This is a genomic window from Streptosporangium sp. H13245 (assembly GCF_055690525.1).
On sequence record NZ_JBSZKT010000021.1, the window covers coordinates 1 to 25792 of the forward strand.

15 protein-coding genes are annotated in these 25792 nt (G+C 71.9%); 4 read left to right on the forward strand and 11 right to left on the reverse strand.

Translation table 11 applies throughout. The annotated features are described in order from the left end of the window. Positions 1-258: 258 nt before the first annotated feature. Entirely contained in the window at positions 259-2136 is a 1878-nt protein-coding gene (locus ACW9TB_RS25240) for a S9 family peptidase (protein WP_472750533.1), read from the forward strand. A gap of 157 nt (positions 2137-2293) precedes the next feature. Here the strand turns inward: ACW9TB_RS25240 and rny are convergent, their stop codons facing one another. The 3 genes from rny to recA all read right to left on the reverse strand — a co-directional run bounded on the left by rny (position 2294) and on the right by recA (position 6208). Then, positions 2294-3910 carry a ribonuclease Y gene (gene rny / locus ACW9TB_RS25245; RefSeq protein WP_472750534.1) on the reverse strand — a complete coding sequence of 539 codons (1617 nt, stop codon included), beginning with the start codon at positions 3908-3910 and terminating at the stop codon, positions 2294-2296. A 286-nt stretch (positions 3911-4196) separates the two neighbouring features. Then, positions 4197-5051, reverse strand: a complete 855-nt coding sequence (gene recX / locus ACW9TB_RS25250) for a recombination regulator RecX (protein ID WP_472750535.1) — start codon at positions 5049-5051, stop codon at positions 4197-4199. A 14-nt stretch (positions 5052-5065) separates the two neighbouring features. After that, on the reverse strand, positions 5066-6208 hold the full coding sequence (gene recA / locus ACW9TB_RS25255; RefSeq protein ID WP_472750536.1) for a recombinase RecA: 1143 nt from the start codon (positions 6206-6208) through the stop codon (positions 5066-5068). A 358-nt stretch (positions 6209-6566) separates the two neighbouring features. On the opposite strand from recA, the gene ACW9TB_RS25260 reads away from it, so the two are divergent. Continuing rightward, the gene (locus ACW9TB_RS25260; protein WP_472750537.1) at positions 6567-6845 is read left to right on the forward strand and encodes a hypothetical protein; all 279 of its coding nucleotides are present in this window, start codon (positions 6567-6569) and stop codon (positions 6843-6845) included. Between the two features lie 179 nt (positions 6846-7024). Here the strand turns inward: ACW9TB_RS25260 and ACW9TB_RS25265 are convergent, their stop codons facing one another. Both ACW9TB_RS25265 and ACW9TB_RS25270 read right to left on the reverse strand, forming a co-directional pair. Continuing rightward, entirely contained in the window at positions 7025-7219 is a 195-nt protein-coding gene (locus tag ACW9TB_RS25265) for a DUF3046 domain-containing protein (RefSeq protein ID WP_472750538.1), read from the reverse strand. 147 nt (positions 7220-7366) lie between these two features. After that, the gene (locus ACW9TB_RS25270) at positions 7367-7855 is read right to left on the reverse strand and encodes a VOC family protein (protein ID WP_472750539.1); all 489 of its coding nucleotides are present in this window, start codon (positions 7853-7855) and stop codon (positions 7367-7369) included. A gap of 281 nt (positions 7856-8136) precedes the next feature. Between ACW9TB_RS25270 and ACW9TB_RS25275 the strand changes: the two genes are divergently transcribed. After that, positions 8137-13197 carry an Lhr family helicase gene (locus tag ACW9TB_RS25275; RefSeq protein WP_472750540.1) on the forward strand — a complete coding sequence of 1687 codons (5061 nt, stop codon included), beginning with the start codon at positions 8137-8139 and terminating at the stop codon, positions 13195-13197. Between the two features lie 282 nt (positions 13198-13479). Continuing rightward, positions 13480-13623 carry a hypothetical protein gene (locus tag ACW9TB_RS25280; protein ID WP_344920677.1) on the forward strand — a complete coding sequence of 48 codons (144 nt, stop codon included), beginning with the start codon at positions 13480-13482 and terminating at the stop codon, positions 13621-13623. A 129-nt stretch (positions 13624-13752) separates the two neighbouring features. Here ACW9TB_RS25280 and ACW9TB_RS25285 read toward each other — a convergent pair whose 3' ends face one another. From ACW9TB_RS25285 to ACW9TB_RS25310, 6 genes are read right to left on the reverse strand one after another with little or no spacing between them, the layout of a single operon-like run. Next, complete coding sequence (locus ACW9TB_RS25285; RefSeq protein WP_472750541.1) at positions 13753-19470, reverse strand: amino acid adenylation domain-containing protein; 5718 nt, start codon at positions 19468-19470, stop codon at positions 13753-13755. Beyond that, entirely contained in the window at positions 19467-20681 is a 1215-nt protein-coding gene (locus ACW9TB_RS25290) for a 2-oxo acid dehydrogenase subunit E2 (RefSeq protein WP_472750542.1), read from the reverse strand. Before ACW9TB_RS25290 ends, ACW9TB_RS25285 begins: the two co-directional genes overlap by 4 nt. After that, the gene (locus ACW9TB_RS25295; protein ID WP_472750543.1) at positions 20674-21657 is read right to left on the reverse strand and encodes an alpha-ketoacid dehydrogenase subunit beta; all 984 of its coding nucleotides are present in this window, start codon (positions 21655-21657) and stop codon (positions 20674-20676) included. The genes ACW9TB_RS25290 and ACW9TB_RS25295 overlap by 8 nt, the downstream gene beginning before the upstream one ends. Next, positions 21648-22571 (reverse strand): thiamine pyrophosphate-dependent dehydrogenase E1 component subunit alpha, encoded by a 924-nt coding sequence (locus tag ACW9TB_RS25300; RefSeq protein WP_472750544.1) that lies wholly within the window; start codon positions 22569-22571, stop codon positions 21648-21650. The genes ACW9TB_RS25295 and ACW9TB_RS25300 overlap by 10 nt, the downstream gene beginning before the upstream one ends. Next, the gene (locus ACW9TB_RS25305) at positions 22564-24246 is read right to left on the reverse strand and encodes a condensation domain-containing protein (protein WP_472750545.1); all 1683 of its coding nucleotides are present in this window, start codon (positions 24244-24246) and stop codon (positions 22564-22566) included. The genes ACW9TB_RS25300 and ACW9TB_RS25305 overlap by 8 nt, the downstream gene beginning before the upstream one ends. Next, entirely contained in the window at positions 24243-25736 is a 1494-nt protein-coding gene (locus ACW9TB_RS25310) for a class I adenylate-forming enzyme family protein (protein ID WP_472750546.1), read from the reverse strand. Before ACW9TB_RS25310 ends, ACW9TB_RS25305 begins: the two co-directional genes overlap by 4 nt. Positions 25737-25792 lie beyond the last annotated feature (56 nt).

The window sequence follows — 25792 nt, forward strand, 5'->3', positions numbered from 1 at the left end:
GGGTCTCCGCGTGACGGGTCTCCGCGTGACGGGTCTCCGCGTGACGGGTCTCCGCGTGACGGGTCTCCGCGTGACGGGTCTCCGCGTGACGAGCGGGTGAAAACATCCGCAGGTCGGCCTATCGCAGAGACCGGGCCAACCGCCCTCACCTCACATTCCCCCTGATCTCGCGGCCCGCACGGTTCACCGACGGCATATCTCGGGTGACGCGAGCGTGATACCGACGACACGCGACGGGTTATCGGGCAGGATTGCGCCATGTCCCCCGAGCAGGTCGTCCTGCCGTACGCCACCTGGCCGTCGCCGGTCTCCACCTCCGACGTCGCCCGTTCCGGGCTGCGCCTCGGATACCCGACGGTGCTCGGCGAGGAGGTCTGGTGGACCGAGGACCGTCCCGCCGAGGGCGGGCGGACCACCATCGTGCACCGGAGCGCCGACGGCGCCCAGCGCGAGCTGCTGAGCGCGCCGTGGAGCGCCAGGACCAGGGTCCACGAGTACGGCGGCAGGTCGTACGCGGTGGTGCCCGGCGAGGGCGTGGTGTTCACCAACTTCGCCGACCAGCGGCTCTACCTGCTGCCCACCGGCGGCGAGCCCCGGCTGCTCACGCCGGAGCCCGAGGAGCCGACGGCCCTGCGCTACGCGGACCTGGTCGTCCACGACGGGCAGGTCTGGTGCGTCAGGGAGCGCCACGACGACGGCCGGGTGAGCCGGTCGATCGTGTCCATCCCGCTGTCCGGCGAGGACGAGCCGCGCGAGCGGGTCAGCGGGCACGACTTCTACGCCGCTCCCACCATCTCCCCCGACGGCGAGCACCTGGCCTTCATCTGCTGGGACCACCCCCGGATGCCGTGGAACGGCACCGAGCTGTGTGTCTCCCGGCTCGCCGACGGCAGTTCCTGGAAGGTCAAGGGCGGCACCTCCGAGTCGGTGCTCGCCCCACGGTGGCGTGACGCGCGGAGCCTCTATCTGATCTCCGACTGGTCGGGCTGGTGGAACCTCTACCTGGTCGGGATACACGGCACCTCACCGAGGGCGCTCTACCCGGCGGAGCAGGAGTTCGCGGGCCCGCTGTGGCAGCTCGGCGCGGTGCCGTACGCGCCGATGGCCGACGGGAGCCTCGCGGTCCTGCACGGGCGGGGCGACCTGCGGCTGGGGGTCTTCGACCCGGACAGTGGCGTGCTGAGCGACCTGGACGTGCCCTACGCGGGCTGGGACGCGGTGCTGGCCACCGACGGGCACGCCCTGGTCGGGATCGGGTACGGCCCGGCGCTGCCCCGGTCGATCATCAGGATCGACACCGTGACCGAGCGGGTGGAGGAGCTCCGCAGGGACGTCAACGAGCTGCCCGACCCGGGCTATCTGCCCCTTGCCAGGCCGGTGGAGTTCGAGACCCGGTTCGGGCGCGAGGTGCACGCGTTCCTCTACCCCCCGGCCAGCCCCGTGGCGCGCGGCGAGGGCCCCGCGCCGTACGTCGTGTTCGTGCACGGCGGGCCGACCGGGCACAGCGTCGGCGCGCTCGACCTGGAGAAGGCGTTCTTCACCAGCAGGGGCATCGGCGTGCTCGACGTCAACTACGGCGGCTCCACCGGCTACGGCCGCGTCTACCGCGAGCGGCTGCGCGGCCAGTGGGGCGTGGTCGACGTCGAGGACTCGATCGCCGCGGCCGAGTGGCTCGCGGCGGAGGGGCTCGGCGACCCGGCACGGATCGCGATCCGGGGTGGCAGCGCGGGCGGCTGGACGGTCATGGCGGCCTGCTGCGCGTCCGACGCGTTCGCCGGAGGTGTCTCCTACTACGGCGTGAGCGCGCTCGCCAACTTCAGCGCGACCACCCACGACTTCGAGTCACGCTACGTCGAGTGGCTCATCGGCCCGGAAGACCCCGCCCTGTACGCCTCGCGCGAGCCCGTCGGCCGGGTGGCGGGGGTGAGCTGCCCCATGCTGCTCCTGCAGGGCCTGTCCGACCCGGTGGTGCCCCCGGCGCAGTCGCAGGCCTTTGTCGACGCCCTCGCCGAACGCGGCGTGCCCTGCACCTACCTCACGTTCGAGGGCGAGGCCCACGGCTTCCGCCGCGCCGAGACCCGCAGCGCGGCCCTGGCGACCGAGCTCGCCTTCTACCAGCAGATCTTCCACTCCTGAGCGGGGCCGGACTCCCTGGTTCCCTGACTCCCGAAGGATCGGCGCATCCGGCTCCGCGGGGTCGGCGGACCCGTCGGGTTCGGGGATTCGGCGGGTTCGGGGATTCGGCGGGTTCGGGGATTCGGCAGGTGCAGCGGGTTCGGCGGGTTCGGGGGGTTCAGCGGGCGAACTCGGTGGCCCGCGATTCGCGGACGACCGTGATGCGGATCTGGCCGGGGTAGGTGAGCTCCTCCTCGACCTGCTTGGCGACGTCGCGGGCGATCACCTGGGCCTGGATGTCGTCGACCGCGTCGGGCTTCACCATGACCCTGATCTCCCGCCCCGCCTGCATGGCGAAGACCTTCTCGACGCCCTCGTAGGAGGTGGCGATCTCCTCAAGGCGCTCCAGCCGCTTGACGTAGGCCTCCAGCGACTCGCGGCGGGCGCCGGGACGGCTGCCGCTGATCGCGTCGGCGGCCTGGGTGAGGACGGCCTCGACGGTCTTGACCTCGACCTCGTTGTGGTGGGCCTCGATGGCGTGGACGACGTCCTCGTGCTCGCCGTACCGTCTGGCGATCTCGGCGCCGATGAGCGCGTGACTGCCCTCGACCTCGTGGGTGAGTGCCTTGCCGATGTCGTGCAGGAGGGTGCAACGCTTGAGCAGCGTCGTGTCGAGCCGCAGCTCGGCCGCCATGATGCCGGCGATGTGGGCGGACTCGATGAGGTGGCCGAGCACGTTCTGACCGTAGGAGGTGCGGTAACGGAGCTGGCCGAGAAGGGTGACCAGCTCGGGATGCATGTCGGTGATGCCGAGCTCCACCAGGGCGTCCTCGCCCGCGCGCACGCACAGCTCCTGGACCTCGGCCTTGCTGCGCTCGTGGGCCTCCTCGATGCGCTGCGGATGGATGCGGCCGTCGAGGACGAGTTTCTCCAGGGTCAGCCGCCCCGTCTCGCGACGGACCGGGTCGAAGCACGACAGCAGCACGGCTTCCGGCGTGTCGTCGATGATCAGGTTGACGCCGGTGGTCGACTCGAAGGCGCGGATGTTGCGGCCCTCACGGCCGATGATGCGCCCCTTCATCTCGTCGCCCGGCAGGTGCAGGACGCTCACCACGGACTCGGCGGTCTGCTCGGTGGCCACCCGCTGGACCGCCAATGTGACGATCTTGGTGGCGCGCTTCTCGCCCTCCTTGCGGGCCTCGCCCTCGATCTCCCTGATGATCAGCGCGGCCTCGCGCTTGGCCTGGTTCTCGATCTCCCGGACCAGCTCGGCCCTGGCCTGGTCGCTGGTGAGCCCGGACACCCGTTCCAGGATGGTCTTGCGCTCCTCGGAGACCCGTTCGAGATCCTCGCGGCGGTCGGCCAGCTCGGTCTCCGTCTCGGCGAGCTTGCGGGCCCGGTCGGCCTGGCGCCTGGCCTCCTCGTCGAGACGCTGCTCCCGCTCGGCCAGCCGGTTCTCCCTGCGTTCGAGGTCGGACCTGAGCTCCTTGAGCTCGTACTTCAGGATCTTGCCCTCGGCCTCGGCCTCCTTGCGCGTCTCGGCCGCCGCCTCGACCGCCGCCTCCGACTTGCGCAGGAGCTCTCCGGCGTCGTCCCGGGCCTTCGCCCGGATGTCGGCGGCCTCACGCCTGGCCTCCTCCAGGTGGGCCTCGAACTCGGCCTCCTGCTCGGGGGTGGGGCCCTTCGGCACGGCCCCGGCTCCACCGATGCGACGCAGCAACACGACCAGCACGGCTGTCATCACGGCGAGAGCCACAACCGCCACTGTCAACATGACGACCACGACCGGATCCATGCGCGCCTCACCTTCCTCGCGTCGCAAATATCAAGCACACGAGGGGTCACACGCACGGCACGGAAAGCTCAAGAGACGGCGCTGTCGGGACAGAAGTGAACCCAGAGGGGATCACCTACCGGCTTTCCCAGCCGGTCCGTCGTCCCGTCCTCATCCGCCAAGCCTGCTTGTCCGTATTACACCGCTATGACAATCCGCGCTGCGCGGAGTAACTCCTCACTGCCGTTGAGATTAAGCGTCAGAGAGGTAACGAGCAAGCAAAGACCCGCTGTCAAGCCGCTTTGAACTAGTCGAGCGGATAGCCCGGATCTTCCGAGAATGGCGATGTTTCCGCCCCCTCGTCCTCCAGCACTTCGCGGATGACGCGAAACGCCAGGCCGGGGCCGTATCCCTTCCGGGCGAGCATGCCGGCCAACCTGCGCGTCCTGACCGCGGGCTCCAGGCCACGGGTCGAGGAGAGCTTGCGCCGCACCAGGCGACGGGCGGTCTCCGCCTCCTCCTCGGGGTCGAGCTGATCCACCGCCTCGTTCACGGTCTCCTCGTCCACCCCCCGGTGGCGAAGCTCCGAGGCGAGGGCCTTTCTGGCGAGACCCCGCCCGGCGTGGCGCGAACTCACCCATGCCGCAGCGAACGCCTCGTCGTCGATGAGCCCGACCTCGGAGAAGCGGTCCAGCACGGCGTCCGCCGCCTCCTGGGGCACCTCACGCTTGCGCAGCGCCTCCGCGAGCTGGGCCCGGGTGCGCGGCGCCATGGTCAGCAGCCGCAGGCAGATGCCTCGCGCCACCGCCTGCGGATCGGCTTCGGACTTCCGGCTCGCCGAAGACCCCTCGGCCGGGTCGCCGGATCCACCGGGGTCGCCAAAGCCACCGGATCCGCCGGATCCATCGGGGAGGAAGCCGGAGGAAGCACCCCCGGACCGCCGTCCGCCACGCCGGGAGGCACGTTTCCTCCGGCCTCGCGGCGCGTCACCCTCGGGTTCCGCGGGTTCCGCGGTCTCCTCGCGGAACCCTCCTTCCGAGGCGGACCGGCCGTGGTCGCGCCCGCGCCTGCCCGGTGAGCCCGCCCGAGGCTCGTCGGGCCAGGCGCCCCAGTCTCTCGGCCCGGCCTCGCCGGCCGGACCGGAGTCAGGTCCCGTCGTCATCGATCAGCCCGGATTCAGGCGTCACCAGGCTTGGGGGCGGCGGCAGTGGCCTTGGTACCACGACCGGACCCGGCGGAAGCGGCGGCACCCGACGCGCGACCGGACGTGGCGGCCGGGGCCGACGCCGCGGGGGCGGGCGACGGGGTGGCCGGGTTGTCGACGCGCGGCCCGACCCCCAGCTTCTCCTTGATCTTCTTCTCGATCTCGTTCGACATGTCCGGGTGGCTCTTGAGGAAGTTTCGCGCGTTCTCCTTGCCCTGGCCGAGCTGGTCGCCCTCGTAGGTGTACCAGGCGCCGGACTTGCGGACGAAGCCGTGCTCGACGCCCATGTCGATCAGGCCGCCCTCGCGGGAGATGCCGACGCCGTAGAGGATGTCGAAGTCGGCCACCCGGAAGGGCGGGGCCATCTTGTTCTTGACGACCTTCACCCGGGTGCGGTTGCCGACCGCCTCGGTGCCGTCCTTCAGCGTCTCGATGCGGCGGATGTCGAGACGGACCGAGGCGTAGAACTTCAGCGCCTTTCCACCGGTCGTGGTCTCGGGCGAGCCGAACATGACGCCGATCTTCTCGCGGAGCTGGTTGATGAAGATCGCGGTGGTGCCGGTGTTGTTGAGCGCTCCGGCGACCTTGCGCAGCGCCTGGGACATCAGGCGGGCCTGGAGACCGACGTGGCTGTCGCCCATCTCGCCCTCGATCTCGGCCTTGGGCACCAGGGCCGCGACCGAGTCGATGACCAGCAGGTCGACGGCGCCGGACCGGATCAGCATGTCGGCGATCTCCAGCGCCTGCTCACCGGTGTCGGGCTGGGAGACGAGCAGCGCGTCGGTGTCGACCCCCAGCTTCTGGGCGTACTCCGGGTCGAGCGCGTGCTCGGCGTCGATGAACGCGGCGATGCCGCCGCCGCGCTGGGCGTTGGCCACCGCGTGCAGGGCGACCGTGGTCTTGCCCGAGGACTCGGGACCGTAGACCTCGACGATGCGGCCGCGCGGGAAGCCGCCGATGCCGAGGGCCACGTCGAGCGCGATGGAGCCGGTGGGAATCACCTCGATGGGCGCCCGGGTCTCGTCGCCCAGGCGCATGATCGAGCCCTTGCCGAACTGACGCTCGATCTGAGCGAGTGCGGTCTCAAGCGCCTTCTCGCGGTCGTTAGCTGCCATGGGAGCCCCCTGAAGGGTCGCGGGTTGGATCGGTTGCCAGAAAGCTACGGGGTGCCGCCGACAATTTCGGGAGGGCACGCCAGGAGTGGTGGCCTGTTCAATATAGCCGAACGACTGTTCGATCGCCGCCCGTTGGCACCACGGGTTACGGGAGTCGCGAACCGCCGCCGAGGCCCCCCGCGCACAACCTCGCACGGGCCGATATGGGTGGGTACGGGCAGGTATGGGCGGGGTGGGGCATGGCCCCAGGGAGTACGGAACCCATCCGGGAGGCGACATTTCCGAGAATTACCTTGGGCCTGTTGTCACCGAGCTGACCTGGAGTGATCCTGAGGGGAAACGACCCGAGGTGCCCGACGTGCCCAATGCGTTCACGCAGCAACGCCTAGCCCATCTCGATTCCCTGTCCACCGAACTGCGACAACGGGGGCTGGTGAGCCGCACCCTCGGGGGTACCGCCCCGGTGCTGTGGGTGTGGCATCCCGACAGTCGCAGGCAGACCATCGTGTTCGCCACCCCGGTCAAGGACGGCTGGCTGTTCCTGTGGGCACCGGACGGCGAGGAGAACGCCGACGATCCCGCGCACGCGGCCGACTCGGTGGAGAAGCTTCTCGCCCCGCTCCCGGAGCCGTCCTGACCGGTCCCGTCCTCCCTGTTTTCCCAGTTTTCACCGGGCTGCGTTTTCCGGGGTTCCCGGGGTTCCCGCGTTTTCCGGCCCGGGGCCTCACGCACTCCTGAGGCGTCCCCGGGTTTCACCCCGGTCTCCGGGCCTCGCGTACCGTCCGGGTTCTACCGCGGCCCGGGGCACACCGGTCCTCAGCGGAGCCTGGGCGAGACGTCGGTCACTCCGCACACGGCGTGCCAGACCTCCTTGGCCCCGACGCCCTCGGCCAGTGCCTGGATCACGGTCCGGCCACCGAGATCGGCGATGACGTAGTCGCGGGCCCACGAATCGGCGTACTGGTCGCCGAAGTGTGACTTCATCCGCTTCCAGAATTCCGACAGGCGCATAAGCCCAAGTATGGATCCACTCCGGTGTGCCGTGGCCCGTCCCGGCCTCCCGGCCCGGCGGGATCGGGCCTGGAGGAAGGACGTACGGGCGTACGAGGGAAAGGCCGTCGCAGGTGGGGGCGCGAAACGGCCGGGGGTGCGGGGTCGTCAGAGCACGCGGGAGCCGTACATCTCTCCGAGGGGGTCGGCGAGCAACTCCAGGCGGGCCCCGTCGGGGTCGGCGAAGTAGATGGACGCGCCGCTCTCGACCTGGTGCGGCACGCCCGCCGCCTCCAGCTTGCCCCGGAGGCGCTCCCACGTGGAGGGGTCCACGGAGATGGCGACGTGGTGCAGCCCGCCGAGAACCTCCTTGTAGGGGCCGAGGTCCAGGCCGGGGAAGTCGAAGAAGGCGAGCAGGTTGCCGTTGCCGATGTCGAAGAAGAAGTGGTTCGAACCCTGGTAGTCACGGTTCTCGAAGATCTCTGTGAGCGGGAACTCCAGGAGGTCCTGATAGAACGCGATCGTCGTCTCGACGTCGGAGGAGATCAGCGCGAAGTGGTGCAACCCTCTCGCGCTGCTCGGCGGGCGGTGCGTCCTGAGGTGTTCCGCCCTGATCCGCTCGCGTGTCGCCTCGATGGCCTGATGGTCGATGCTCACCGTTAGCTCACCACTCAATGCGTCGTGTGTTCGTCAAAGCCATGTCCGTGACGACAGGGAGCCAACCTATCCCGGCCGTCATGTCATGGTGGCGAAGCCCCTGACCCCGTCCGGGCGCGGTCTCCTGTGGTCCGGCCGTGGGAGCGGTGGATCATGTGTCCGCAGGTGGCGCGCGGGCGATCCGGTCCCGTCCGCCGGTCGGCGGGGGGTTCTGTCGGTGGGGCCGTGCAGTATGGGCGGTGACCCGGTTGGTCGGCCGGACCGGGAGCTAGGGGGCCACGATGAGCGGGACGACGGGCACGGGCGGAGCGCTCGGCCACTTCACCCGGATGACCAGAGACTGGTTCACCGGGGCGTTCGCCGCGCCGACCGCCGCGCAGGAGGGGGCGTGGGCGTCGATCGCCCGGGGTGACAACACCCTGGTGGTCGCGCCCACCGGCTCCGGCAAGACGCTGGCCGCCTTCCTGTGGTCGCTCGACCGGCTCGCCTCCTCCGCCCCGGGCTCCCCCTCTGAGGCCGAGTCCTCCGGTACGGGCACCCGGGGCGGGCGGGGGCGTTCGCGCGGAGACGGCGAGCCGGTGAAGCGGTGCCGGGTCCTGTACGTGTCGCCGCTCAAGGCCCTCGCGGTCGACGTCGAGCGCAACCTCCGGGCGCCGCTGGCCGGGCTGAGGCAGACCGCGCGGCGGCTCGGTCTCCCGGTGCCGGAGATCTCGGTGGCGATCCGGTCCGGCGACACCTCCCCCGAGGAGCGGCGCCGGTTCGCGACCAGGCCGTCCGACATCCTGATCACCACCCCCGAGTCACTGTTCCTGCTGCTCACCAGCCAGGCCCGCGAGGCGTTGCGCGGTGTGGAGACGGTCATCGTCGACGAGGTGCACGCGGTGGCGGCCACCAAGCGTGGCGCGCACCTGGCCCTCAGCCTGGAGCGGCTCGACACCCTCCTGCCCAAGCCCGCCCAGCGGATCGGCCTGTCGGCGACCGTGCGGCCGGTGAGCGAGGTGGCCGCCTTCCTGGGCGGGTCGCGCCCGGCGACCGTGGTCCAGCCGCCCTCCGACAAGGTGATCGAGGTCGAGGTGGTCGTCCCGATCGAGGACATGACCGAGCTCGACACGCCTCCCCCCGCCCCTTCCCCCGACGACGACCGCTGGCTGACCGAGACCCCGGCCAGGCGGTCGATCTGGCCGCACGTGGAGGAGCGGTTGTTCGAGCTGATCGGGAGCCACGGTTCCACGATCGTGTTCGCCAACTCCCGGCGGCTGGCCGAGAGGCTGTGCACCCGCCTCAACGAGCTGGCCTGGGAACGGCGGGAGGGTGGCGGGGAAGGGGCCGGGGAGAGCGCGGGGGCGGGGCCGACGCACTGGGCCGAGGGGTTCCCCGGGCCACCGGCCTCCCTTTCCACCCCGGCGGCGATGATGGCGCAGGCCGGGGCGGCCAAGGGGGTCGTCCCGGAGATCGTGAGGGCCCACCACGGTTCGGTGTCGAAGGAGGAGCGCTCCCAGATCGAGGAGGCGCTCAAGTCAGGGCGGCTGCCCGCCGTGGTCGCGACCTCCAGCCTGGAGCTCGGCATCGACATGGGCGCGGTCGACCTGGTGGCCTGCGTCGGGGCGCCGCCGAGCGTGGCGAGCGGCCTGCAGCGGATCGGCCGGGCCGGGCACCAGGTGGGCGCCGTCTCGCGCGGCGTGATCTTCCCCAAGTACCGGGGGGACCTGGTCCAGACGGCCGTGGTGGCGGAGCGGATGAGGAGCGGGGAGATCGAGGACCTGCGCTACCCGCGCAACCCCCTCGACGTGCTCGCTCAGCAGATCGTGGCGATGACCGCGCTGGACGAGTGGACCGTCGACGAGCTGGAGGAGGTCGTACGGCGAGCCGCCCCCTACCGGACGCTGCCCAGAAGCGCGCTGGAGGCGACGCTCGACATGCTCGCCGGGCGCTACCCGAGCGAGGAGTTCGCCGAGCTGCGGCCGCGCATCGTCTGGGACCGGGTGACCGGCACCCTGCGGGGCCGTCCCGGAGCCCAGCGGCTGGCGGTCACCAACGGCGGCACGATCCCCGACCGGGGGCTGTTCGGCGTGTTCCTGGTCGGGGAGAAGTCCTCCCGGGTGGGTGAGCTGGACGAGGAGATGGTCTACGAGTCGCGGGCCGGGGACGTGTTCGTGCTGGGCGCGACCTCCTGGCGGATCGAGGAGATCACCGCCGACCGGGTGCTGGTCACGCCCGCCCCCGGCCAGCCGGGAAAGCTCCCGTTCTGGCACGGCGACACCGCGGGGCGACCGGCGGAGCTGGGGAGGGCCATCGGCGCGTTCCTCCGCGAGATGTCGGCGGCGGGCGCGGACATCGAGGCGGGAGGCGGGGGCGGGGGTGCGCGCAGCGCGAGGACGGAAAACGCGGGAGCGGGAAGCGGAGAAGCAGGGAACGCGGGAGCGGGGACGGGAAACCCGAGGGTCGGAGACACGGGACCGGGAAACGCACAAGCAGGGAGCGCGGGAGCGGGAAGCACTGGAACGGGGACGGGAAACCCGGGAGCCGGAGACACGGGACCGGGAAGTGGAGAAGCGAGAAATACGGGAGCGGGGAACGCGCAAGCGAGGAGCGCGGGAGCAGGAGCGGGAAGCGCGGGAGCGGGAAACGCTGGAACGGGAGCGGGAAGCGCGGGGAAGGGGGACGCGGCGCGGGAGGGGGCTCTGGCGAGGATCAGGGCGGCGGGGCTGGACGACTTCGCCGCGGCCAACCTGCTCTCCTACCTGGCGGAGCAGCGGCAGGCGACCGGCTACGTGCCGGACGACAGGACGTTGCTGGTCGAGCGCTTCCACGACGAGCTGGGCGACTGGCGGGTGGTGGTGCACTCCCCGTACGGGGCACGGGTGCACGCGCCGTGGGCGCTGGCGATCGGGCGGCGGCTGCGGGAGCGCTACGGCGTCGACGTGCAGGCCGTGCACTCCGACGACGGGATCGTGCTGCGCATCCCCGACACGCTCTCCGACCCCCCGTCCGATGTCGCGGTCTTCGACGCGGACGAGATCGAGCGGATCGTCACCGAGGAGCTGGGCGGCTCGGCGCTGTTCGCGGCACGGTTCCGCGAGTGCGCGGGGCGGTCCCTGCTGCTGCCGCGCCGGGTGCCGGGCAGGCGGTCGCCGCTCTGGCAGCAGCGGCAGCGCGCCTCGCACCTGCTGAACGTGGCGGGCCGCTACGGGTCGTTCCCCGTGGTGCTGGAGACGATGCGCGAGTGCCTCCAGGACGTGTTCGACGTGCCGGGGCTGGTCCGGCTGATGCGCGACATCGAGGCGCGGCGGGTCCGGCTGGTGGAGGTCGAGACCGACAAGGCGTCGCCGTTCGCGGCGTCGCTGCTGTTCAACTACATCGGCGCGTTCATGTACGAGGGGGACGCCCCGCTCGCCGAGCGCCGCGCCCAGGCGCTCGCGCTCGACACGAGCCTGCTGGCCGAGTTGCTGGGCCAGGCGGACCTGCGCGAGCTGCTCGACCTCGACGTCATCACCGACACCGAGCGGGAGCTGGCCCGGCTGGACCGGCCGCTGCGCGACGCCGAGGACCTGGCCGACCTGCTCCGCTCCCACGGCCCCCTGGTGGCCGAGGACGTCAGCGTGCGCGAGGGCGACCCGGCGTGGCTGACCGCGCTGGAGGGCTCCCGGCGGGCCATCAGGGTACGGGTGGCGGGGCAGGAGCGGTGGGCGGCGATCGAGGACGCCGCCCGGCTGCGCGACGCGCTCGGCGTGCCGCTGCCCGTGGGGGTGCCGCACGCGTTCCTGGAACCGGTCGACGACCCGCTGGGCGACCTGCTGGCCCGGCACGCCCGTACGCGCACGTCCTTCCTCGCGAGCACCGCCGCGGCCAGGTTCGGCCTCGGCCCCGCGGTCGTCGCCGACGCGCTGCGCCGCCTGGCCGCCTCGGGGCGGGTGGTGGTCGGGGAGTTCAGGCCGGGCGGCCGGGGCGAGGAGTGGTGCGACGCGGGGGTGCTGCGGATGCTGCGCCGCAGGTCCCTGGCCAGGCTCCGCAAGGAGGTGGAGCCGGTCTCCCCGGAGACCTTGGCCGCCTTCGCGCCCGGCTGGCACGGCATCACCGGCTCCCCGCAGCGGGGCAGGCCGCCGATCGACGCGCTGGTGGGCGCGATCGAGCAGTTGCAGGGCGCGGCGGTGCCCGCGTCGGCGCTGGAGACGCTGATCCTGCCCTCGCGGGTGCCCGGATACGACCCGTCGTTCCTGGACGAGCTGACGGCCTCCGGCGAGGTGATCTGGGTGGGGCAGGGGTCCCTGCCGGGCGGTGACGGCTGGGTGTCGCTCTACTTCGCCGACACCGCGCCGCTGCTGATGCCCGGTCCCGCCGACGTCACCCTGACGCCGGTGCACGAGGCGGTGCTGGAGGTTCTGGGCGGCGGGGGCGCGCTGTTCTTCCGCGAGCTGGGCGGCCGGGCCGGTGCCCTCCTGGCCGGTGCCGTCCCGGACGACCGCGCCCTGTCCGCCGCCGTGTGGGACCTGGTGTGGTCGGGCCGGATCACCGGCGACACGCTGGCGCCGCTGCGGGCCGTCCTCGGGACGGGGCGCCCCGCGCACCGCCCGGCACCGACCCGGCGACGGCGGGCGGTGCTGCCGACCAGGAGCGGCCCGCCCACGGTGGGCGGGCGCTGGTGGGCGCTGCCCGCCCTCGCGGAGGACGCCACCCAGCGCGCCCACGCCCAGGCCGAGGTGCTGCTGGAGCGGCACGGTGTGGTGACCAGGGGCGCGGTGACCGCCGAGCGGCTGCCGGGCGGGTTCGCCGCCGTCTACCAGGTGCTCCGCGCCTTCGAGGAGAGCGGCCGGTGCCGCAGGGGCTACTTCGTGGAGGGTCTGGGCGGCGCCCAGTTCGCCCTTCCCGGCGCCGTCGACCGGATGCGCGCCACGTCCCCCTCGCCCGCCCGCCCGGACACGGCCCCGGCGCCCGACCCGTGGAGCACGCGGAGGCCGGAGCGGCCGGAGGGAGACACCCGGCGGGCGGTGGTGCTGGCGGCCGCCGACCCGGCCAATCCGTACGGGGCGGCCCTGCCGTGGCCCGCCCATCCCGGGGAGGTGTCCCACAAGCCCGGCAGGAAGGCCGGATCCCTGGTCGTGCTCGTCGACGGGCACCTGGTCCTCTACGTCGAACGCGGCGGCAAGACCCTGCTGTCCTTCTCCGGTGACGACCGTCTCCAGCCCGCCGTCGACGCCCTCGCGCTCGCCGTGCGCGACGGCGCCCTGGGCAAGCTGACCGTCGAGCGGGCGGACGGCACCGCCATCAACGACTCCCCCCTGGGCGCCGCCCTGGAGTCGGCCGGGTTCCACCCGACTCCCCGGGGCCTGCGCCTGAGGGCGTAGAAAACCCTGCGCGGCGGGCCGGGGGCCGGTTCGGCGCTCCGGGCGCGGCCCCGACGCCCGTCCAGCACGTCCGCGGGAGCGGCCCCCGGGTCGGCCCCGACGCCCGTCCGCCACGTCCGTGGGCGCGGCATCCGTGCCATTCGTGTCACCCGCGTCACCCGTGTCGCCCTCGGTTCTCCGCGATCCGGCGACCGGTCTCGCGCGATTGCAGCCATCCACCAGTGACCCACAACCGGACATTGCGATATTTAGCACGTTGTTAGATCGAAAGGGGAAACAACGATGGCTAAGGCTAAGCCGGAACTGTCCGCGCTGTCCGAAATCGGCACCGAGCTGGACGAGAGCCAGCTCGCGCAGGTCAACGGTGGCTACTACTGGGACTTCTACCACTGGGAGGACTTCGCTCCCGGTGGCTGGGCGTACTGACCCGACCGGATTGTGCTGACACGGCACGCGTAGCCGGATAGACGCGAGAAGACGGGGTGCGGCCACCGGCCGCGCCCCGTCCGCGTTTCCCCGCTTCCTCCGGTCGGAGTTCCGCGGGTCAGAACGAGGTCATCTCCGGAGCGGGATCACCTCGGCGACCGGCTCGCCGCGCTCGTGTTCCCGCTCGTGTTCCTGACGCTCGCGTTCCTGGCGCTTCTGGATGGCCTGGAAGCCGACCAGGTCGTCCGGGAGCGCGTCGGGGACGTCCACGTCGAACCTGGACAGCGTGCGGGTCCGCATCGCGACCAGCACCGTGACCGCGATGGCGACGGCGAACAGCACGTACATCAGGCCGACGCCCCGGCCCCCGCCGGTGCCGAGCACGAGTCCGGCCGTGTCGGCCAGCGGCCCCCCGGGAAGCAGCAGCGGTTCGAACAGCGCGCTGCCGTACGGGGCGACCAGGCCGAAGCCGATCGGCAGGGTGGACCAGGCGATGAGCGTGTTGAGCGCGATGACGCGGCCGTGGAAGCGCTGCGGCACCTTGACCTGGATGATCGTCGCGTAGACGCCGTTGAGCATGGTCAGCCAGAACGACATCCCGAAGGCGCCGACCGCGATCAGGACCAGGTTCTGCTGCAGGCCGATGACCAGGCAGAAGAGGCTCAGGGCGAGGGTGGAGAGCATGACGCCGCGCAGCCGCTGCCGTCGCGGGCCTCCCCATACGGTCATGGTCAGGCCGCCGAGGAAGACCCCGAGGCCGCCGAAGAAGGAGATCCGGCCGACGTCCTCCAGGGTGGCGAAGCCCAGGACCAGCGGCGAGACGAGCAGGAACAGCGGGGACAGGAAGATGTTCAGCACCGCGAAGAAGAACAGCATGCCGCGGAAGCCCCGGTTGCCCCAGGAGAACTTCCAGCCCTCGACCATCTCGGCGACCAGCGACTCCCTGCGCTTCCACGCCATGGTCCTCGGGAAGCGGACGAAGAGCAGCACCCCGATCGCGAAGACGTACGAGACGACGTCCAGGACGAGGATGCCCTCCAACCCGATCACGGCCATCAGGCCGACCGCGACCAGCGGGACGACCAGCTGGGCGGTACCGGTGACCATCTGGACCACGCCGTTGGCGTGACCGAGGAAGCGCTTGGGGACCAGCTGCGGGATGGCGGAGTTGTAGGCGAGGCGCTGGAAGGTCAGCGCGACCGACAGCAGTACCAGGAGCGGGTAGATGTGCCAGATCTGGAGGTTGCCGGTCCACAGCAGGACGCCCAGTGCCAGCTGGGTGCCGAACGCTCCGGCGTCTCCGGCGAGCATCACCTTGCGCCGGTCGTAGCGGTCGACGAGGGCACCGGCCAGGGGGGACACCAGCATGCCGGGGACCAGCGCGAGGACGGAGAACAGGGCCATCATGGGGAGCGAGCCGGTGGTGATGTAGATCCACAGCGGGATGGCGAACTCGGTCAGCGACGACCCGATGATCGAGACGAGCTGTCCGGCCGCCACGGCGGCGAATCGCTTCATGCTCGGCGGAGGACCGGAGCGCGCCGGGGGATCCGTCGCGACCGGGTGTCCCGTCCCGGGCGGCGCGCCGCCCGCGCCCGCGTCGGTGAGAACGGGCGCCACCGACTCCAACCCGGAAGAAACCGATCCCCTACCGGGAGAAGCCGATCCCAACCCGGAAGCAGCCAACCCCTGACCGGGAGAACCCGACTTCAGACCGGGGAAGGACCCCGCGCCGGTGACCGCGGGGGCCGTCGTCGCCGGGACGAGCTCCGTGAGGGTGTCCTGGGTGGAGACGCCGCCGAGCCACCAGGTGGACCGGTCGGTACGGGCCAGCTTGGCCGTGTCGCCGGAGGCGATGGCCCGGTGGGTGCCGGTGACGATGACGGCCAGCTCTTCCGCCCGATATTTCAGGAAAAAGTGCCCGGCCTCGTCGAGGACCACCACGGCCGTGGAGCCCGTCAGGAGATGCCACTCGCGGTAGCGCTCCTGGTAGAACTCGGTGGCCGGGTCACGGTCGCCCGCCACCGAGATGATCGGCGCCCTGAGCGGCTCGACGCCCTCCTCGAAGAGGCGGGTGAAGTAGCGTTCCGCCTCCTTGGTGCCCTTGCGACGGTTGTCGATCATCAGCTTGAGCTGGTCACGTTCCAGGTCCTCCACGTCGAGGCCCGCGGCCTGCAGGGCGTTGGCCCAGACCTGGTCGCTGCGGAGGCGGTCGGTCAGGTTCGACAGCTTGGCCAGCACCGAGGTGGGACGCGCGAAGGGGAAGATGCCACCGAGGTAGATCGCCTCGACCGGGCGGCCCGCGGCCTCCAGGCGGCGGGCGATCTCCACGGTCAGCATGACGCCGAGCCCGCAGTGCCCGTACAGCGCGAGCGGGCCTCGGATGTCCTTGAGGATCTCCTCCACGCAGCCCTGCGCGACCTCCGCGACCGGCCAGGTCTCCTCGATGAGCCCCATCTCCTGGCCGGGGACGGCGACCGCGTGCAGCGCCCAGTTCTGGGGCAGCGTGTCGGCCAGCGGCTGGTAGATGGCCGCGCTGCCGCCGCCGTACGGGACGCAGACCAGGGTCGAGGTGGCCGTGCGGGCCGGGGTGAGCCGGTGCAGGAGCATGCGCGGGCCGTCGTCGGCCGTCTCGACGAGCCGCGCGAGCTCGCGGACGGTCCGGTTCTTGAACAGGTCCAGGATCGTGACCTGGCGCCCGCCTTCGGGAATGGCTTTCCGAAGGCGGGCGACCACCTGCGCGGCGAGCAGCGAATGACCGCCCAGGTCGAAGAAGTCGTCCAGCACGCCGACCTGGACCAGCCCGAGCACCTTCGCCCACACCGCCGCGATCGCCTCTTCGAGGGGCGTCTCCGGCGGGACGAATCCGGCTTCCTGGTCGGGTCGTGCCTCGTCGGGTTCGGGCAGCCTGGCCCGGTCGACCTTGCCGTGCGACTTCAGGGGCAGCTCGTCCAGCCAGACGAACCGCCCGGGGATCATGTACTCGGGGAGCCGCTCACCGAGCCGCGCCCGCAGCTCGCTGACACTGGTCTTTTCTCCGCCGACCTCGCCGACCACGTACGCGACCAGCCGGTCCGCGCGCAGGTCGACGACGGCGTGGGCGACTCCCGGCTGGTCGGCGAGCACCGACTCGATCTCCGGCAGTTCCACCCGGTAGCCCCTGACCTTGACCTGAAGGTCGCGGCGGCCGAGGAAGCACAGGTCGCCGGAGGGCAGCCAGCGGCCGAGGTCGCCGGTCCGGTACATGCGGGCGCCGGGTTCACCGTACGGATCGGGCAGGAACCTCTCGGCCGTCAGGCCGGGCCGCCCGAGGTATCCGCGGGCAAGCCGGTCTCCGCCCAGGTAGATCTCGCCGGTCATGCCGGGCGGGACCAGCCTCAGGTGCTCGTCGAGCACGTAGACCGCGGCACCGGGCAGCGGCCTGCCGATGGGCAGGTTCAGCGCCCGCTCGTGCTCGCCGGTGACGGCGTGGGTGGAGATGCCGACCGTGGCCTCGGTGGGGCCGTAGTGGTTGACCACCGTGGTGTGCGCGGTCAGCTCGCGGGCCCAGCTCCACCGGGAGGCCTCGCCGCCGAGGACGAGGAGCTTGCGCGGGAGCAGCTCGGCGGGGTCGTCGACCGCGGCGAGCAGCGAGGCGAGGTGGGAGGGGGTCATCTTCAGGTAGTCGGTGCCGCGCAGCAGCCCGGCGAGCTCCTCGGCGGGGGCCTGGGGATCGGCCAGGTGCAGCTCTCCGCCGGTCATGAGCGACAGGTAGAAGATCGTCACCCCGAAGTCGAACGAGAGCGACTGCAGCAGCGTGTAGACCGCGCCGGGCTCGACCTCGAAGCGCTCCTCGACCCCGGCGAGGTAGTTGAGCACCTGCCGGTGCTGCACCCCGACGCCCTTCGGCCGCCCGGTGGTCCCCGACGTGTAGATCACGTACGCGAGGTGGTCCGGCGAGACCTCGGGGGGCTCGAACCCGGTCTCGTCCAGCGCCTCGGAGTCCAGGTGGATCGTCGGGGCGCCGGGAAGGTCGGGAAGCAGGTCGCGCAACGCGGAGGTGGTGAGGATTGCGACGGCCCCGGCGTCGGCGAGCATGTACGCCAGCCGGTCGCGGGGCTGCTTGGGGTCGAGGGGCACGTAGGCGCCACCGGCCTTCAGCACGCCGACGACGGCCGCCGCCAGGTCGGTGGACTGCTCCAGGAAGACGCCCACCCTGGTGTCGGGACCCACGCCGTGCCGGTTCCTCAGCAGGGCGGCGATCCTGGTGGAGCGCTCGTCCAGCTCGGCGTACGTCAGCGAGCCGCCATAAACCACGGGCGACGCGGGCGAAGCGGGCGACGCGGATGACGACGCGGACGAGGCGGTGACGTCGTGGACCACGGCCGTCGCGCCGGGGGTGAGCGCGGCCCGCGCGGTGACGAGGTCGTGCAGCAGGCCGTGACCCGGCGGGCGGAGCGCGGGTCCCGAGCCGAAGCCCAGGACCCTCTCCCGCTCGTCGCCGGAGAGCAGCGACAGCTCCCCCACCCGGGTGTCCGGGTCCGCCACGATCGAGCGCAGCAGCGTCTCGAAGCGCGCGGCCAGCAGCTCCACGGTCTCCGGGTCGAACAGGGCGGTGCTGTAGGAGAGGTGGCCGACCAGCCCGCCGTCCGGGCTCTCGAACAGGTAGAGGCCCAGGTCGAAGCGGGTGGTCCTGGCCGGGAGCGTGAGGTAGGAGACGCGCCCGTCCTCCTCGCCCGCCTTGAAGTTCTGCAGCGCGAACGTGACCTGCGCGAGCGGTGAGCGGCTCACGTCGCGGACCACGTTCAGCTCGCTGACCAGCTGGTCGAACGGGAGCTCCTGGTGCGCGTACGCGTCCAGGGCGGTCTCGCGCGTCCGGGCCAGGAAGGCGGTGAACGACGGGTCGTCGGCCAGGTCGGCGCGCAGGACCAGGGTGTTGACGAACATGCCGACCACCCCGTCCAGCTCGGGCAGCCCGCGCCCGGCGACCGGGGAGCCGACCGCGAAGTCCGTCTGCCCCGAGTAGCGGGCCAGCAGGACCTGGAAGGCCGCCAGCAGCGTCATGTACGGCGTGGCACCGGCCTCGGCGCCCAGCTCGGCGAGCCGCCGGGCGAGGTCGGCGTCCACCCGGACGTCGAGGGCGGCCCCCTCGTGGCGCTGCTCGGCGGGGCGCGGCCGGTCGGTTGGCAACTCGATGGCGGGCAGCCCGGCGAGCCGGTCGCGCCAGTGGTCGATCTCGCGGCGGTGGTCGCGGCCCCGCTGCCAGAGGGCGTAGTCGCCGTAGCCGACCGGCGCGGGCGGCGGGGTGGCGCCGTCGTGCAGGGCGAGCAGCTCGCGGATGAGCAGGTCGCTGGACCAGCCGTCGATGACGGTGTGGTGGGCGGCGATGAGGAGGACGTGGTCGCCGGGCGCGATCCCGACCAGCACGGTGCGGAAGAGCGGGCCGCGCTCCAGGTCGAACGGGACCGCGAGGTCGGCGTCGAGCAGCTCGATCGCGGCGTCCACGCCGTCCGCCTCGGCGACGCGCAGCGCGGCGGGGCCCGGCTCGTCGATGACCAGCTCGGGGGTGCCGTCGTCGGTGGTGAGGAACCGCGTCCGCAGGGCCTCGTGGCGCGCGACGATCTCGTCCAGGGCCCGGCGCAGCGCGTCGGCGTCCAGGTCCCCGCGCAGGCGCACCGCGACGGGGACGGTGTAGGTGGTGGTACCCGGCCGGTACTGCTCAAGGAACCACAGGCGTTCCTGGGCGTGGGACAGGGGCGGGACGGTTCCGGGGGCGCGGCGGGCGACGGCGGCCCGTGACTCCCCCCGGCTCTTGAGCCGCTTGGCGAGCAGTGCCTTCTTGGCGTCCGACAGGGTTGTCTCGGTCACGCGTGTAACTCCATCCGGAGGGCCGCGAGGAAGAGCGCGGCGTCCCGTCCGTTGATCAGCCGATGGTCGTAGGCGAGGCCGATGTTGGCGACGGTCCTCGCGGTCACCGCGCCGTCCTCGGCGAGTACCAGTTCGGGCTGCGGCGAGGTGATCGCGAGGGCGCAGACCGTACCGGGGAAGATGAGGGGGATCGCGAGGATGACGTCGGCGTCGGTGTGCAGGGTGACGGCGATGTTGGCGCCGGTGAGGTCCTTCTCGCGGAAGTCGCCCTCGGTGGCGGCGAGCCGGTAGCGCATGAGCGCGTCGGCGATGGCCTTGAGCGAGCCGGTGTCGTGGACGACCGGCACGTACAGGCCCTCGCCCATGTCGAAGGTGACGCCGACGCGCGGGGCGTCGGCCGGACGCGCCCGGTCCCCGTCGAGCGAGGCGAAGAACAACGGGAACGCCGGGTGCAGCGCGGCCACGGCCTGGACGAACAGCTCCGCGAGCCCGACCGGCCTGCGCACCTCCCTGCTCAGCCCCCTGGCCCGCTCCAGCAGCGGGCCCACCTCGAACCTCACGACGGTGTACGCGGCGGGGATGGTGGCGTGCGAGGTGGTGACGGCGCGCGCGACGGCCCGCTGCACCCGCGAGAGGCGGTGCGCGCCCGTGTCCACGGCCGGTTCCGGTACGTCCTCCAGCACGTCGCCCGGCACGATCCCCGGCGCGACCTCTCGTACGCCTTCCCGGACGCCTTCCCGGGCATCGGGAGCCGTACGGCGGGAGACCACGGCCTCCACGTCGGCCCTGCGGATGACGGCCAAGCCCAGGGACGCGACCTCGGCGTGGGAGACGCCGAGCTCCTCCATGGCCGCGCGGGCGGGAGCGGTGACGACCGGCTCGGCGACCGGCGCGTCTTCCTGTCCCGGCACGTCCTCCGAGGTCACGGACTCGGGCGCGACAGACACCGCGACGGACACCGGGGCGGGCGGCGGGGCCGCCTCGGGCGTGACGCGGGCGAGGAGCGCGCCGGGAGCGATCCAGGTGCCGAGGGCGGCGGCGTGGTGCAGGTAGCCGGTCTCCTCCGCCTCCAGCTCGTCGGCCGCCTTGGAGGTCTCCAGGACGGCGATCGGCTCCCCGGCGATGACGGGCTTGCCGTTCCCCACGAGCCACTCGACGATCTGGTACTCGGTGTCGTTGTTGTTGAGCTTGGGGACGTGGATGTCAGCCACGCAGAGCCTCCCGTACGGCGTGGTGGATCGTGGACTCCCCGACCAGGACCTCGTTCTCCAGGTGCGCGGCGGTGGGGATCACGGAGGCCCGCGAGTGGACGAGGCGGACGGGTCCGCGCAGGCGGTTCCAGACGCGGGCGTGCAGCAGGTGCGCGACCTCGCTGCCCCAGGTGCCTCCGGCGGTGCTCTCCTCCGCCACCAGGACGACGTCGCCGAGATGGGGCAGCAACGCGTCGGCGTCCAGCGGGTAGAGCCGGGAGGGGACCAGCAGCCGGACGGAGATCTCCTCCTCCATCATCAGGGAGCGCATCGCGCCCAGCACCCGGTGGGCCATCCCGCCCGGGGCGATGACCACGCAGTCCGGGCGGTCGCCCGCGTCGCGGATGTCCACCACGGCCAGGTCCCCGTCGCGGCGCATCAGGAACAGCGGGTCCACCCGCTCCATCTGCCGGGTGTAGAGGACCTTGTCCTCGAAGAACACGCACGGCTCGCCCCGTTCCAGCATCGCCGCGAACGCCGCGCGGTTGTCGTGGAAGGGGGACATCTCGTACAGCGACAGCCCCGGCATGCCGACGAAGTGCTTCTGCAGGCTCTGGCTGTGGGTGGGGCCGTAGCCCCGGCCGCCGCCGGTCGGGCAGCGCACCACCATCCGCAGCGGCAGCCGCTTGCCGTACATCGACACCGACTTGCTGGCGAAGTTGCACAGCTGGTCGAAGGCGAGCGCCACGAAGTCGCCGAACATGATCTCGGCCACGGCCGTGTTGCCGGTGAGCGCCAGTCCCGCCGCGACGCCGGTCAGCGCGCCCTCGCTGATCGGGGTACCGATCACGCGCTCGGGAAAGCGGGTGGACAGCCCCTTGGTGACCTTGAAGGCGCCGCCGTACGGGTCGAGGATGTCCTCGCCGAGCACGTAGGCGGTGGGGTCGTCGTCCAGCAGCCCGTGCAGGGCCGCGTTGAGGTTCTCCGCTACGCGCACGGTCCCTCCCAGCGGGAGAGCGGGCGCGCGGCCACCTCGTCGGCGACGGCCTCGACCTCGGCCCTGACGACACCGTCGAGCCGGTAGAACTGCTCGGGGTGGTCGTGGGCGTAACGGGTGTACCAGTCGTTGTCCCTGGCGGCCCGTACGACCTCGGCCGGGCGGATGTCGTCGCCCTTGCTGTGCGGCCCGAGGCGGTGGGTGACGAACTCGACCACCAGCGGCTGCCCCTCGCGCACCCGCGCGATCTCGCGTTCCAGCGAGAGGCGGATCTCGTTGACGTCGGTGGAGACGACCAGCCGGTGCGGGATGCCGAAGGCCGCCGCCCGGTCGGCCACCGTACCGGCCATCTGCGCGGCGGTCGGGGTGGACTGGGCGATGCCGTTGTTCTCCACCACGACGAGCAGCGGGAGCCTCCAGAGCGCGGCGAGGTTCAGGGCCTCGTAGACCGCGCCCTCGCCCCAGGTGCCGTCGCCGATGTGCACGCAGGCCAGGGTGCCGGGCTCGGAACGCTTGAGGTGCAGCGCGACCCCGGCGGCGACCGGCATGCTCTCGCCCTGTACGCCGGTGGACATGTAGCGGTCGCGGTGGATGTGCTGGCTGCCGCCGACACCCCCGCAGACCGCGCCCTCCCTGCCCATGATCTCGGCGAGCAGGCCGTGCGGGTCGCGGAACCTGGACAGGTAGTGGCCGTGTCCCCGGTGGTTGCTGAAGACGTGGTCGGCCGGGCCGAGCAGGGACCGCAGCGCGACCGGGACGTACTCCTGGCCCAGGCAGGTGTGCGTGGTGCCGTTGAGGTCGCCCCTGCCGTACAGCTCGAGAAGCTTGAGCTCGAAGTGCCTGACCAGGAGCAGGAGTTCCAGGTCGTCGTCGGCGAGGGGGGAGAGACGGAGCCCGTCGAGGGTCTCAGTCATCGCCGAGGGAGTCCACGATCCCGGCGATCGTCGGGTTGTCGAAGAAGGCGTCCAGGGAGACCTCGATGTCCAGGCGCTTGCGCATGCGGGCGATGATCTGCGTGATGGTGAGGGAGTGGCCGCCCAGATCGAAGATGTCGTCGTCATCGGCGATCGGTGAGATGCCCAGTACTTCCTCCCAGATCTCGCGCACCTGGTCGGTCAGCGTGGTGACGGAACCCATCTCGTTCTCCAGAATTTCGTGCAGTGGCAGGTCGGGGTCGTGAGTGGCGCGTTCCAGAAGGAGACGCAGGTCGTCGGCCACCCGGGCGGCGTCGGGCACCGTCTCGGGGTCGTGGCGCAGGCTGATCTCCAGCCCGTCGGGGCCGTCCACGCACTGCAGGTGCAGCGCGCCGCGTACGGCGTGGTTGAAGACGGTCCACTCCACCGACGCGTCGAGCCCGGTGAACACCGGGTCGGCGTCGCGGCGGGTGCGGTAGCTGACGGAGACGGGGACCAGCGCGGCGTGCGGCCGGAGGCGCGGCATCGCCCGGGAGAGCGGTACCTGGCGGAACCGGTACACCTCTCTCAGCTCGGCGCGCAGCGCGGTGGCGAACTCCCGGAAGGTCGTCTCCGGGGACGGGCTGGAGGCGACCGGAAGCTCGTTGACGAACAGGCCGATGTGCCCGGCGGCCTCGGGGGGCCGGGTCGACAGGTCGACGGCGGTGGTCACCGAGGTGTTGCCGTAGCCGAGGAGCAGGGTGTGCAGCGCGGCGAGCAGCACCTCGAACCGGGTCAGTCCGGGGACCGGCGTGTCCGGCGGGCCGGAAGGTGCGTTAACCCCACCGGAGAGCGGGCCGGAAGCCTGACCGGAAGACGCGCCAACCGGACCGGACGGGACCGCCGGGTTTGACGGGTTCGACGGGTTCACGGTGAATCGCAGTACGCGGCCCTCGCCCGCCCGCCGGGATTTCAGCGCGTGGCCGAGAACGACGGTCTCGCCGGGATCGCGCCAGCGGGGCTTCCAGAACTCCCGCGCGCCGGGAAGCAGGGCCGCCACCCGGGCGCGTTCGGCCCGGCCGTGATCGATCCCGGGCAGCGGGGGCGGCGGCTCGCCGTTGTGGAAGGCGGCCAGGTCGCGCACCAGGATGTCCTTCGACTGCCCGTCGAAGACCAGGTGGTGGGCGACGAAGAGAAGCAGGTGCCGTCCGGGGCCGGTCTCGAACAGGGTGAACCTGGCCAGCGGGCCCTTCTCCAGGTCGAACGGGCGCAGGATCTCCTCCCGCACGGCCCGCTCGTACGCCTCGCCGTCCTCACCGCTCTTGGACTGCGAATCCGGCAAAGATCCACCGGAGGGGATCGCCACCTGGCGTACGGGGACCTTGGCGCCGGGCACCAGCCGCAGCTCGTTGTCCACCTCCGCCACCACGCTGCCCAGCATCGGGTGCCGGGCGACCACCGCCTCGCAGGCCGCCAGCAGCGCGCCGGTGTCCAGGTCGCCGCGCAGGTGGACGAGTATCGGCATGTGATAGGCGGCGCCCCCGCCCACGGTCTGCTCGGTCACCCACATCCCCTGCTGGGTGAACGTGACCTCCGGCATGCTCGCGGGCACGGGGTCAGACGTACTCGCGGACACGGAGCCGGAGGTGCTCGCGGGCGCCGGTTCCGGGGTGTTCTCGGGCGGGACCCGGGTCATCGCGCGTTCTCCGTCGTCCGGCGCAGGGCCTTCTTGTCGACCTTGCCTCCGGCGTTGCGCGGCAGGGCGTCGACCGTGACGACGTGCGCGGGCAGCTCGTGCGGGGCGAGGCGGTCCTTGAGGAAGATCCGCAGGTCCTCGGGCGTGAGCGGCTCCCTGGTGACGAGGGCCACGGTGACGACGGTCCCGAGCACGGGGTGGGGAACCCCGAAGGCGGCGGCCTCGATCACCGCCGGGTGCCGGTAGACGACCTCCTCGACGTGGATCGTGGAGACCTTGAAGGCCCCGGACTTCACCACGTCGCCCTCGCGGTCGACGAGGTAGAGGTAGCCGTCGGCGTCGATGTAGCCGAGGTCGCCCATCCGTACCCAGCCGTCGCGGAAGGTCCCGCTGTCGGGGTCGCCGTAGTAGGCGCGCGGCGCGGCGGGGGAACGCATCCAGACCTCCCCGGTCTCCCCCGGCGCCAGCGGCTCGCCCTCCACGGTGGCGATCCTGACCCGTCCCCCGGCGATGGCGCGGCCGACGCTTCCCGGCCGGTCCGGGTCGAACATCATGACCGTCTGGGCCGGGGCGGCCTCGGTCGAGGTGTAGTAGTTGGTGATCGTCGCCTTGGGGAAGGCCGTGGTCAGCGCCTGGGCGACGGCCGAGGGCAGCGGCGCGGCGGCCGAGCCGAGCAGCAGCACGCTGGACAGGTCGTGCCGTTCGGCCACCCCCGCGTTGACCAGCTCGATGGCCATCGCGGGGACCAGGAAGACCGTCCCCGCGCGGTACGACTCGATCAGCGAGGCGAAGCGGGCCGGGGTGAAGCGCGGCAGCGTCACGACGGCCGGGTGGGCGTCGAGCGCGTTGATCAGCATCGCCTGCCCGGCGTTGGTCCCGATCGGGAAGGCGTGGACGAGATGCCGGGAGTGCGCGAACGGCCGTCGCTTGGCACCGCAGCCGTAGGCCAGATTGGCATGGGTGGCCGAGACACCCTTGGGACGGCCGGTCGTCCCGGAGGTGTAGAGGATCTGGGCGAGATCCCCAAGCCCCGCGAGATCCGCGAGCTCCCCGGGCTCCCCCGACTCCGGAGGGGCGATATCGGCCTTCTCATAGGACGTTTCGGCGCTCAGACCGTCAACCGTGACGCTCCAGCCGATCTCCGGCACGGGGAGACCCTCGGCGTGGACGACGCCGGTCGCGCGGCAGTTCTCCAGCATGAAGCGCAGGTCATCGAGGGTGAGGCGGTCGGAGAGCGGTACGGCCACCGCCCCGGCCGCGAGGACCCCGCAGAAGGCCACGGCGTAGTCCGCCCAGTCAGCGGCCCCGAACACCAGCCCCACCCGGTCGCCCCGGGCGACACCCCGTGTGACCAGGCTTTTCGCGAGCGCGGTGGACCGCTCGTGCCACTGGCCGTAGGTGAGCTGAGCCGAGCCGTGCACGATCAGCGCGACCCCGTCGGGGTCGGCGAGGGCCCGGTCTCTGAGCAGTTGGGGGACGGTCAGGTTCACCAAGTGAACCTCCCACTAAAGATCGGATGTATGTGCCTTCGGTGTGTGCGAGCATC

Excerpts from the sequence above, each read along its gene's own strand:
- recA (WP_472750536.1), bottom strand. The coding sequence starts at position 6,208 with ATGGCAGCTAACGACCGCGAGAAGGCGCTTGAGACCGCACTCGCTCAG.
- rny (WP_472750534.1), bottom strand. The coding sequence starts at position 3,910 with ATGGATCCGGTCGTGGTCGTCATGTTGACAGTGGCGGTTGTGGCTCTC.
- recX (WP_472750535.1), bottom strand. The coding sequence starts at position 5,051 with ATGACGACGGGACCTGACTCCGGTCCGGCCGGCGAGGCCGGGCCGAGA.
- ACW9TB_RS25275 (WP_472750540.1), top strand. The coding sequence starts at position 8,137 with ATGAGCGGGACGACGGGCACGGGCGGAGCGCTCGGCCACTTCACCCGG.
- ACW9TB_RS25300 (WP_472750544.1), bottom strand. The coding sequence starts at position 22,571 with ATGACTGAGACCCTCGACGGGCTCCGTCTCTCCCCCCTCGCCGACGAC.
- ACW9TB_RS25305 (WP_472750545.1), bottom strand. The coding sequence starts at position 24,246 with ATGACCCGGGTCCCGCCCGAGAACACCCCGGAACCGGCGCCCGCGAGC.
- ACW9TB_RS25280 (WP_344920677.1), top strand. The coding sequence starts at position 13,480 with ATGGCTAAGGCTAAGCCGGAACTGTCCGCGCTGTCCGAAATCGGCACC.
- ACW9TB_RS25240 (WP_472750533.1), top strand. The coding sequence starts at position 259 with ATGTCCCCCGAGCAGGTCGTCCTGCCGTACGCCACCTGGCCGTCGCCG.
- ACW9TB_RS25265 (WP_472750538.1), bottom strand. The coding sequence starts at position 7,219 with ATGCGCCTGTCGGAATTCTGGAAGCGGATGAAGTCACACTTCGGCGAC.